Genomic DNA, 11,185 nt, shown 5'->3' on the forward strand with positions numbered 1-11,185 from the left:
TTGCAATTGACCCTCAACTCGGTGGTCGAATCCGCGCGTTTGGGGCGCGCTGATTGCCACCGGTCAACAACCGGGGATCGGTCATACTGGCCAACCTCTCCAGAATAAGGGACTGGATTACATGAGAAAATTTTCAAACCTAAAAGCATCTGTTGCACCCGTAGTGCTCGGACTCGCTATGGTTTCTACGCCTGCCTTCGCGCAAGACCAAGACGTTCAGGAAGAACGCGCAGCCTCGGAAAGCGTTATCGTCGTTACCGGCTCGCGCATCAGCAACCCGAACCTGGAGCTTTCCAGCCCGGTCGGCGTTGTAACCTCCGAAGAACTGGACTTGCGCCAGACCAACACCGCTGAACAGTTCCTGCGTGAACTGCCCAGCGCGGTGCCAAGCATCGGTTCTGCCGTTAACAACGGCAACGGCGGCGCGTCCTTCGTCAACCTTCGCGGCATCAGCTCTGTTCGTAACCTGGTATTGCTGGACGGACGCCGCGTTGCTCCGGCTGACTCGACCGGTCGCGTCGATCTGAACAATATTCCGCTCGCCATCCTTGAGCGGACCGATATCCTGACCGGTGGTGCATCCACGACTTATGGTGCCGATGCAATCGCGGGTGTTGTCAACTTCATCACCAAACGCGACTTTGCTGGTATCGAAGCCAATTTCAGCCAGCAGATCACCGAAGAAGGTGACGGCAATATTTTCCGTGCTGACGTCACCATTGGTGCAAATTTCGATGACGGTCGCGGTAATGCGGTATTCAGCGTAGGCTATCAGGAAGCCGATCCAGTCTTTCAGGGTGACCGTGACTTCTCCGTGTTCAACGTTAGCTCAGTTACCGGTAATCCAAGCGGTTCTTCCGCTGCTGTTCCATCCAACATTTTCTTTGTTGGGCCCACCAACCCTGCCACGATTTGTGCCGCGACGGCTTTCCCGGACCCAGCAAATTGTCCGGCTGGCACGTCTCGCAGTGGATCGCCATTCGGCACGGTAATTGGTCAAATAAATGCAGCAGGAACAGATATTGTTGGATTTAATCAATCGCCGTTCAACTTTAACCCGTTCAATATTTTTCAAACACCGTTTGAACGTTTCAACATGTACGGTGCCGCCAATTACGAGATTAGTGATGCCGTCGAAGTTTTTACGCGGGGCATGTTCTCCAAAAACTCGGTGAGCACGATTATTGCGCCGGGTGGTACTTTCTTCAACACCTATCGTATCAACCTGAACAATCCGTTCATTCCTGAAGCGATTGCTCAGCGCTTCGGCAATGGCCTTGGCCTGACTGCGGCAGAATATGCGGCAGCACGCAATACACAATTCGGTCCTACTCTTGCAGATGGTTCGGCCAATCCCGATTATACCGAATTCAGCGCACAGGTCCGTCGCCGGACAGTGGAAGCGGGAACCCGCAACAGCGAATTTACGACAACTTATTTTGACTATCTGGCGGGTCTGCGCGGCGACATAACCGACAATATCAAGTGGGAAGTGTTCGGCAGCTATGGCGAAAGCGAACGCCTACAGACCCAGACCGGTTTTGGAAGGTTGACGCAGCTGTCTCAAGCTCTACTCAGCCTGCCCAATGGTCAATGTGTCAATCCAGCCAACGGTTGTGTGCCGCTTGACGTGTTTGGTCCTGAAGGTTCGATTACACCTGACATGACTGCTTTCTCCTTCTCGGGTGAGCAGACCGTGATCAACCGATCATCTCTGGCTCAGGCACAGGCCCAAATCTCCGGTGATTTTGGTTGGGGAATTTCTGACGAACCAATCGCTTTCGCAGTTGGCGGTGAATATCGCAAGTTTACCGCACAGCGGCGCAGCGATGACGCATCCAAGACGCCGGGTGAAGTGGTCGGCGGCGGCGGTGCTGCCCCGGACATTGATGGCCAATATGATGTTTACGATGCCTTTGGTGAAGTCGTCATACCGATCATCTCGGATCAACCATTCTTTGACAGTCTGGTGCTGGAAGCCGGTGCACGTTATTCGGATTATTCAACGGCCGGTGGCAACTGGACCTGGAAAGTGGGCGGAACATGGGCGCCGATCCCGGACATTTCCTTCCGCGGCAACTTTGCAAAGTCTGCTCGTGCGCCGAATATCGGTGAACTGTTTGTTCCTGTCACAACGGGCTTGAGCAATCTTTCCACCGATCCGTGTCAGGGCAATGCACCGGTTGGCAATGCAGCCTTGGCTGCCGTCTGTATCGCTCAAGGTGCTCCGGCTGCCATCGTCAATTCTGGTGGTATTCAGGCGCCTGCGGCGGGTCAGATCAACGTCACTGGCGGCGGCAACCCTGATCTTGGGGTTGAAAAGGCTACTACATGGACGGTTGGTGCCATCGTGCAACCTGCGGCCATTCCCGGCCTCGCGCTCACCATAGACTATTTCAATATCAAGGTAGAAGATGCGATTTCTTCACCTGGTATCAGTGATATTATCGACGGCTGCTATGATAGCGGTAACGTGAGCTTTAGTAATAATGTTCTCTGCCGGTTGATTCAGCGCAGCGCCTTTACCGGCGGCCTTGACGGTTCGCCAAATGAAGTGCGTGGTCTACTGCTTCAGCAGTCGAACCTGGGGCTTATCAAAACGGATGGTATTGATCTGAGCGTTCGTTACAATACTCAGGTCACGGACACGATTGGTCTCGCTCTGTCGTTTGACGGAACATGGACGAACAAAAATGTGTTCACTGCTTTCCCGGGTGCCGAGGCTCGTGACTGCGTTGGTTTCTACAGCGTCAACTGTGGTTCCATCCAGCCGGAATTTGCTTGGACGCAGCGGACCAGCTTGACGTTTGACGATCAGTTTACCGCCTCACTGATGTGGCGTTATATTGATGGTGTTGAACTTGAGCCAGTGTTTGTCCCGGACTTCCTGGGTGGAAACGGCCGCCCAGCCGTGGGTGATTTTTCCGACTTCACCTTCATTCCAGCTGAACATTATTTCGATCTCTCATTCCGGTGGGAAATGACGGATAACGTTCAGTTTAGCTTCTTGGTACAGAATCTGCTGGACAACAAACCGAAGGTTGTCGGTTCCGATATCGGTTCCACTTCGTTCAATAGTGGTAACGTTTTCCCATCAACCTACGATGCTTTGGGCCGTCGCTATGCGGCAGCCGTTAAGTTCCGTTTCTGATCGGATAGGTATCCGTCAGAAGCAATTCTGAAAATTCAGGGGGCAACACAATGTGTTGCCCCCTTTTTTATTAAAAAAGGCTACGCTTGAAAAGTTCAGACTATTGTTTAAACTGAGAAATCAGTCTTGTAAAAATGGGTAAAAAATATGGCTTATCAACCGGGAATGGCTGTTCTCACTGCGGCACTAATCACATTTGGCCTGGCCAATATACCAGCCGCAACGGCGCAGGTGAAGGATGATGGCGCTGCCGAAGTGCCAGCCAAAAAAGACAAGCGTATGGCCGGGAAGATTACCGACCGCTCCCATCCTGACTATATTCGATGCCGCAGCGAACCGGTGATCGGCTCACTGGTACGCAAAAAGAAAATCTGCATGACAAACAGCGAATGGAAAGAATATGCCCGCGCGGGTAATGAGGGATCACGTTCTTTGCTGGATGATATCATGAAAGGCGGAATGCGTCAGGACTAAGTCTTTTAATACTATGACTTCCGGGTAGATCGCTGGGCTAGTTGGGCCTATCGGACCACCATCACCAAAGCCCCATCACCCTCATCTATCTCGACTGTGCTGCCATCCGGCACTTCACCGCGCAGGATCAGGTCGGCCAGCGGATCCTGCAGATATTTCTGGATCGCGCGTTTCAGCGGCCGGGCGCCGTAGACCGGATCATAGCCAACCCGTCCGAGCCAGCGCCGGGCGGCGTCGGTCAGATCCAGTTCGATTTTCCGGTCCTTGAGCAATTTCTGCACCCGCAGCACCTGGATATCGACGATCGGGGCCATATGTTCCTCGGCCAGCCGATGGAACAGGATGATCTCATCCAGCCGATTGAGGAATTCGGGCCGGAAATGGGCGCGAACAATTTCCATCACCTGTGGTTCGACATCCTTGACCGTCTCGCCATCCTTCATGTTCGCCATATATTGGCTGCCCAGATTGGAGGTAAGGATGATCAGGGTGTTGGAGAAATCCACCACCCGGCCCTGACCGTCGGTGAGACGCCCGTCGTCGAGCACCTGCAGCAGCACGTTGAACACGTCGCTATGGGCCTTTTCCACCTCGTCAAACAGGATCACCTGATAGGGGCGCCGGCGTACCGCCTCGGTCAGCACGCCGCCTTCATCATAGCCGACATAGCCGGGAGGAGCACCAATCAGTCGCGATACGCTGTGCTTCTCCATGAATTCGGACATGTCGATGCGGACCATCGCCTGATCATCGTCGAACAGAAATCCGGCGAGCGCCTTGGTCAGTTCGGTCTTGCCGACACCGGTGGGACCGAGAAACAGAAAGCTGCCCAGGGGCCGGTTCGGATCCTGCAAGCCCGCCCGGCTGCGGCGGACGGCAGCGGATACCGCAGCGATCGCGTCCTTCTGGCCGATCACCCGCTTGCCGATCAATTCGTCCATCGCGAGCAGTTTCTCGCGCTCGCCCTCGAGCATCTTGTCGATCGGGATGCCGGTCCATTTGGAAACCACGGCAGCAATATCTTCTGACATGACTTCTTCGCGCAGCATCGCGCCTTTGGTCGCTCCGGCTGCTTCTTCGAGCGCTCTGACCAGATTGGGAATTGTGCCATAGCTCAACTCGCCGGCCTTGGCGAGATCACCGGCGCGTTCGGCCTGTTCCAGTTCGAGCCGGGCATGGTCCAGCTGTTCCTTGAGCTGGGCTTCGGCATGAATCTTGTCCTTTTCGCCTTGCCAGCGCGTGGTCAGCTCGGCGCTATGTTGTTCGAGTTCCGACAATTCCTTCTTGAGCGTCTCCAGCCGTCCCTTGGACGCGTCATCGCTTTCCTTCGAAAGCGCCTCGCGTTCGATCTTGAGCTGGATGATCCGCCGGTCCAGCGTTTCAATCTCTTCCGGCTTTGATTCGACTTCCATGCGAATCCGGGACGCGGCCTCGTCCATCAGGTCGATCGCCTTGTCGGGCAGGAAGCGGTCCGAGATATAGCGATGCGATAGCGTCGCCGCGCTGACCAGAGCAGCATCGGTAATCCGCACGCCATGGTGCAGTTCATATTTTTCCTTCAGCCCGCGCAATATAGAAATCGTGTCCTCGACCGTCGGTTCACCGATGAAGACCGGCTGGAATCGCCGCTGCAGCGCAGCGTCCTTTTCGACATATTTCTGATATTCATTGAGCGTGGTGGCCCCGATACAGTGCAGTTCGCCACGCGCCAGTGCAGGCTTGAGCAGGTTGGAGGCGTCCATCGATCCTTCCGACGCGCCGGCACCAATCAGCGTATGCATCTCGTCGATGAACAATATGATTTCGCCTTCGGCTCCGCGCACTTCGTCGAGCACGCTTTTCAGCCGTTCTTCAAACTCGCCGCGATATTTGGCACCGGCGATCAGCGAGCCCATGTCGAGCGCCATTAGCCGGCGATCCTTGAGACTGTCTGGCACGTCGCCATTGGCAATGCGCAGTGCCATGCCTTCCGCGATCGCCGTCTTGCCGACGCCGGGTTCACCGATCAGGACCGGATTATTCTTGGTCCGGCGCGCCAAGATCTGGATCGTGCGGCGGATTTCCTCGTCGCGGCCGATCACAGGGTCGAGCTTGCCGTCGCGCGCGGCCTGGGTCAGGTCGCGGGTATATTTTTTCATTGCTTCATAGCTCTCCTCGGCCGAAGCCGAGTCCGCTGAGCGGCCACCACGCAAATCGTTGATCGCGCTATTCAGGGCTTCGGCGGTCACGCCAGAGGATTGCAGGGCCTTGCCGGCATCGGTATCCTTGGCGAGCAATAAGGCGAGCAGCAGCCTTTCCACGGTAACATAGCTGTCGCCGGCCTTGTCAGCGATCTGCTCGGCCTGATCAAGCATCCGCACCGCGTCATTGGTCAACCCCGGGGTCTGTTGCGCACCGCCACCGGACACCGCTGCTATCTTGGCCAGCACCGCATCAATTTCCTGATGCGCCTTCTTGGCATCGCCGCCCGCCTTGGTGATCAGGCCCGCTGCCATGCCCTGATCGTCTTCGAGCAATGCTTTGGCGATATGTGCGGCCGTGATTTGCTGATGGCTCATCCGAATCGCTACGGTTTGCGCGGACTGCAAAAATCCCTTGGCGCGATCCGTAAATTTCTCGAGATTCATTTTCCCGTTCCCTCAGTGATGGTTCTCATCAGATATGGCGTGATAATTTTATCACACAAGGGAGCGGGATAAATAATTGTGCCAAAGGCCTATTCGGCGGTCCAGTCACGCGCGAGTTGATCCAGCAAGCGTACACCAAAACCTGAGGCCCCTTTGGGTGCTAACGGCCTTGCCGATTTATTCCAGTCCACACCGGCAATATCCAGATGCGCCCACGGCAGGGTCTCGCTTACGAAATAGCCGATGAAATGGGCCCCGGCACTTGCGCCAGGCGCGTCGGTTACCCCCGAATTTTTCACATCGGCAATATCTGACCGTATCGCTTTGGCATAAGCAGGATGCAGGGGCAGTCGCCATAAATGCTCGCCGCTGTCCGCGGCGGCTTTCAGCAAGCGATCCGCAACATCGTCTTCGCGCGCAAATAGTCCTGCATATTGGTCCCCGACGGCAGCTCCGACTGATCCGGTCAATGTCGCGATATCAACCAGCGCAAATGGTTTGTAACGATCCGCGACATATTGCACCGCATCGGCCAGCACCAACCGCCCTTCTGCATCGGTGCTCAGGATTTCGATGGTCTTGCCACCATAGGTTCGCACCACGTCCCCAGGTCGCTGGGCATTGGCGCTAGGCATATTTTCGGCCAGTGCAGCGACCGCCACGACATTGACCGGTGCACGGCTCTTGGCCAGCGACAATGCTGCACCCATCACAGCGGCCGCGCCGGACATATCGGCTTTCATGGCCCACATGCCAGCATTGGGCTTGAGCGAGATGCCGCCGGTATCAAATGTAATCCCCTTGCCAGCAAGCGCAAGCGGTGCACCGCTTCCTCCGGTGTAGCTCACCAGCATCATGCGGGACCCACGCGGGCTGCCCTGACCGACGCCGACAATCGCGCCCATATTCATTTTGCGCATCGCGGCCTCATCGAGAATTTCGATGCGGATATTCGGGACGCCCTCGAACGCAGCGGTGACTCGGTCAACAAAACTTTGCGGATAGAGCGCATTGGCCGGTTCGCTCTGAAGATCGCGGACCAGCCTGACACTTTGAGCAAGATGTTTGTAGCGATTGTCCCAAAGCGCTTGTGCAGCGGATGGCTGCGGGCCGACGATTGTAACCCGTCGGCTGGTTGGCGCTGTTTCGACATCCGTCTGGTAGCGATCAAAACGATATTGGCCGAGATCCAGACCGAGTGCCGCATCGACCATGGCGGCGGGATCGGGAGCCCCGACGACGGCCAGTTCAGCTGCTTCCTTCATCAGCTTTTGCACAGCGCTGCCGGCTGCTGATTTCCAGTCCGCTCCAGGGTCATCCGGCTGGGAAGCTCCAGCGAGCATGATGAACGGGCGGCTACCGATCCCGCGCAATTCGAGGTTGTTGCCTGTTTTGCCTTTAAAGTCGGCAGAAGCGATCGCCGCCTCCAAAGCGCTGCGTTCGGTGGCGGACAGAGTCGGGATGTTGGGTAATTCAGCGCCCTGCATCATGATCACCAGCCCGGCGCCGGCGGGTGCTTGTTCTGCAAAATCAATCGGTCGTTCCGCGCTGTTGGGAACCATGCTGGCCGGAACGCCTGAACCAAGAATGGACTGCGCCTGAAGGGGCGCTGTGAAAGAGATGGCCGAGAAGGCGAACATTAAGGCAAGGCGAGAAGTTTTGAGCTCCGACATGAATGATCCTTTATGGCGTTGATGATCGGGGGACTACCCAGTTGACCAGTGTCGCAACTTTGCCCAAGAGCGTTGAAAGGGCAAGGTTTAATACCACAGAAAAAGGAAGTGAAATGAAGGTTGTCAAGCGCACAGGAATAGGATTGTTAATCCTGATGTCGCTAGTCGCCTTGGCTTTGGCTATCTGGGAACCGCTAAGTGTTTCTTCCGTGTCACCGCCTCCGAAAAAAGAATATGAGTCTCGCATCGTCCGCGACGAGTTCGGCGTTCCGCACATATTCGGCAAGACCGATGCCGATGTTGCTTATGGCGTCGCTTATGCCCATTCCGAAGATGATTTCGCGACGCTGCAGGAAGTCACGGCAATGACGCGCGGCCGGATGGCGACGCTCAACGGCGCGGACAGCGCGCCGATCGACTATATCGCCGCTCTGCTGGACGTGCGCGGTACCGTGACCCGCAAATATGGCGACCTTCCCCAAGATGTGCGGGCCTTGCTGGACGGCTATGCCTCCGGGCTCAATGCCTATGCCGCCGAGCACCCCGAAGAAGTGAAACTGGCCAAGCTGTTTCCCGTCAACGGCCAGGATATTGCTGCCGGTTTCGTCCTGCGGTCACCCTTTTTCTTCGGGATCAACAATCCGATCGAGGCGCTGGTGCAAAATCAGGTTCTCCCGCGCGAAGGTGGTCCGCGTCTGTCGGACGAACCGGTAAAAACCTCCATTCATCCGCTGAGCCCGGACAAGATTATCGAGGACCAGACGGCGACACCGGTTGGACCGGATCCGGACGACAACGGCTCCAACGCTTATGCCATCGCACCCGAACGCTCGCCCGAGGGCAAGACGCGCCTCATCTCCAACTCGCACCAGCCGTTGCGCGGCAATGTCGCCTGGTACGAACTGGTCGTGCACAGCGAAGAGGGCTGGGATTTTGCCGGAGCGAATTTCCCCGGTTCGCCTTTCCCGTTCCTCGGGCACAATCAATATCTGGGCTGGACCAATACCGTCAACCGGCCTGATCTGGTCGACATTTACGAGCTGACGCTGAACGAGAGCAAGGACGCCTATCGCTTTGACGGCGAGTGGAAACCGCTGGAAAAGAAGCGGGTCTGGCTGAAAATCAAATTTGGTCCCTTTGTGATTCCCTATCCGCAGATCGCCTATCGATCGATCCACGGCCCGGTGATCATGAATGACAGCGGCGCCTATGCGCTGCGCTATGCCGGGATCGACCAGCTCGATATGCTGACCCAATATTACCGGATCAACAAGGCGACCAATTTCGATGAATGGCAGGCGGCGATGGCCGGGCAGGGGGTTCCGGCGACCAATTTCATCTATGCCGATGCCAAAGGCAATATCGGGCTCTATTATAACGCGATGTTCCCCGACCGGCCCGAGGGCTATGACTGGCGCTCGATATTGCCTGGCGATAGCTCGCAAGCCTTGTGGCAGAACACCCTGCCGTTCACTCGCGTCCCGGCGCTGGTCAATCCCGCTTCGGGCTATATCATGAACGCCAATAACACGCCCTATATCGCGGCGGGGCCGGGAAATGAGCTCAAGCCAGACAATTTCTCGCCGCTGCTCGGGGTCGAGGATGACCAGACCAATCGCTCGCGCCGGTCAATTGTCTTGCTGGAACAGGCCAATGCGGACGGCACGATCACCGATGCCGAACTATGGGCGATCAAATATGATACCGGCTACGAGAAGGCGGGCTATGCAAAAGACTGGCTCGACAAGATCGCGGCGCTCGACTTGAAGGATAGCGCCAAATTGCAGAAGGCGCAGATATTGCTTTCCGGGTGGGACTGGAGTCTCGATGGCAAGGGCACCGCCGACGCGCTCGCCCTGATGGTCCTGCGCCCGGCCAACAAGTCGCATTATAATCGCGGCAAGATGCCCGATCCGCGACAGATTCTTGAGGAAACCGTCGACCATCTCACGCAATATTTCGGCAGGATCGATCCACCGATGACCACCGTGCTGCGGATGCGGCAAGGAACGGTCGACCTGCCGGTCGATGGCGGCAATGACACGATCCGCGCCTCGACGCTTTGGGATGTCGATGAGGACGGGCGGCTATCGGTGCGGCACGGCGACAGTTTCATCATGTTCATCGAGTGGGACGAGGCGGGCAAGGTCCGCTCGCGCTCAATCCAGCCCTTCGGTTCCGCCACGACCCGCCCGGACTCGAAACATTATACCGACCAGATGCAGCTATTTGTCGACAAGAAGCTGAAACCTGTATGGTTTGATCCGAAGGATCTGGAGAAGCACAAGACGAGCGACAAGGTGGTGGGGGACAGGTGACTGTGCGTCGTTGGATTGGGATATCTATAATCGTTGCTCTGCCCGCTGTTTCGCTTTTCGTCACAGGAACGGTTGTTGTTATTGATAAAACAAGGCAGATATCGAGCGCGGTGGTAACAAATGATACGAAGGAACAACCGCTTTATCCACTTCCTGGGCGTTTCTTTGTAGGAATTCCCGATTTGGAAGGAAGTATCGAGCTTCGTTGTTTAGACGGTTCCCATACCAGAGTAGCGTATGTCACTGGCCATACGCATACGCGATATATTGCGGTTGGAGAAACCCCGTGTAAGCGTGAACAAAGCGAGAACTAAGGTACCAAAACAGTATCCACCGCCTCCGGCAACAGATCCGGATAATCGGTTATATAGTGCAACCCCCGACTCTCCTTCCGTGCCAGCGCTGACTTCACGATCAGGTCCGCGACCTCGATCAGGTTCCGAAGCTCGATCAGATCCTGGGTCACGCGGAAATTGCCGTAATATTCCTGCACTTCGCCGCGCAACAGATCAATGCGGTGCTGGGCGCGCTCGAGCCGTTTGGTGGTACGGACGATGCCGACATAATTCCACATGAAGCGGCGGATTTCGCCCCAGGTCTGGGTGATGACGACCTCTTCGTCGCTGTCCGTCACCCGGCTTTCGTCCCACGGCCGGATCTTCGGCACGGCCGGAAGCTCATCCCAGCGACCGAGGATGTCGAGCGCTGCGGCTTCGCCGAAGACCAGGCATTCGAGCAGCGAATTGGACGCCAGGCGATTGGCGCCGTGGAGCCCGGACTGGGTGACCTCGCCGGCGGCATAAAGACCGGGCGCATCGGTCCGGCCGGCGCGATCCACCAGCACCCCGCCGCAGGTATAGTGTTGGGCGGGGACAACGGGGATCGGTTCGCGGGTGATGTCGATTCCGAGGCCGAGAAGCTTGTCGTAAATAGTGGGGAAAT

6 protein-coding genes are annotated in these 11,185 nt (G+C 56.6%); 3 read left to right on the plus strand and 3 right to left on the minus strand.

From position 1 onward, the window contains the following. Positions 1 to 121 precede the first annotated feature (121 nt). On the plus strand, positions 122 to 3,151 hold the full coding sequence (locus ACEW8J_RS02790) for a TonB-dependent receptor domain-containing protein (RefSeq protein ID WP_373490110.1): 3,030 nt from the start codon (positions 122 to 124) through the stop codon (positions 3,149 to 3,151). Positions 3,152 to 3,316: 165 nt separating this feature from the next. Next, positions 3,317 to 3,625, plus strand: a complete 309-nt coding sequence (locus ACEW8J_RS02795; protein WP_373490111.1) for a hypothetical protein — start codon at positions 3,317 to 3,319, stop codon at positions 3,623 to 3,625. 47 nt (positions 3,626 to 3,672) lie between these two features. Here the strand turns inward: ACEW8J_RS02795 and clpB are convergent, their stop codons facing one another. Both clpB and ACEW8J_RS02805 read right to left on the minus strand, forming a co-directional pair. Then, positions 3,673 to 6,252: an ATP-dependent chaperone ClpB gene (gene clpB / locus ACEW8J_RS02800; protein ID WP_373490112.1), complete on the minus strand. Its 2,580-nt coding sequence runs from the start codon at positions 6,250 to 6,252 to the stop codon at positions 3,673 to 3,675. Between the two features lie 89 nt (positions 6,253 to 6,341). Beyond that, positions 6,342 to 7,925 carry a leucyl aminopeptidase gene (locus ACEW8J_RS02805; RefSeq protein WP_373490113.1) on the minus strand — a complete coding sequence of 528 codons (1,584 nt, stop codon included), beginning with the start codon at positions 7,923 to 7,925 and terminating at the stop codon, positions 6,342 to 6,344. Positions 7,926 to 8,038: 113 nt separating this feature from the next. Between ACEW8J_RS02805 and ACEW8J_RS02810 the strand changes: the two genes are divergently transcribed. Then, positions 8,039 to 10,243 (plus strand): acylase, encoded by a 2,205-nt coding sequence (locus tag ACEW8J_RS02810; RefSeq protein ID WP_373490114.1) that lies wholly within the window; start codon positions 8,039 to 8,041, stop codon positions 10,241 to 10,243. Between the two features lie 310 nt (positions 10,244 to 10,553). Here ACEW8J_RS02810 and ACEW8J_RS02815 read toward each other — a convergent pair. Further along, the coding region (locus ACEW8J_RS02815) for an FAD-binding protein (protein ID WP_373490115.1) at positions 10,554 to 11,185 on the minus strand (632 nt) is incomplete at its 5' end.

Source organism: Parasphingorhabdus sp. (genome assembly GCF_041748495.1).
GTDB lineage: Bacteria > Pseudomonadota > Alphaproteobacteria > Sphingomonadales > Sphingomonadaceae > Parasphingorhabdus.

Coding starts and splice junctions, on each gene's coding strand:
- ACEW8J_RS02790 (WP_373490110.1), top strand. CDS start 122: ATGAGAAAATTTTCAAACCTAAAAGCATCTGTTGCACCCGTAGTGCTC.
- ACEW8J_RS02795 (WP_373490111.1), top strand. CDS start 3,317: ATGGCTGTTCTCACTGCGGCACTAATCACATTTGGCCTGGCCAATATA.
- clpB (WP_373490112.1), bottom strand. CDS start 6,252: ATGAATCTCGAGAAATTTACGGATCGCGCCAAGGGATTTTTGCAGTCC.
- ACEW8J_RS02805 (WP_373490113.1), bottom strand. CDS start 7,925: ATGTCGGAGCTCAAAACTTCTCGCCTTGCCTTAATGTTCGCCTTCTCG.
- ACEW8J_RS02810 (WP_373490114.1), top strand. CDS start 8,039: ATGAAGGTTGTCAAGCGCACAGGAATAGGATTGTTAATCCTGATGTCG.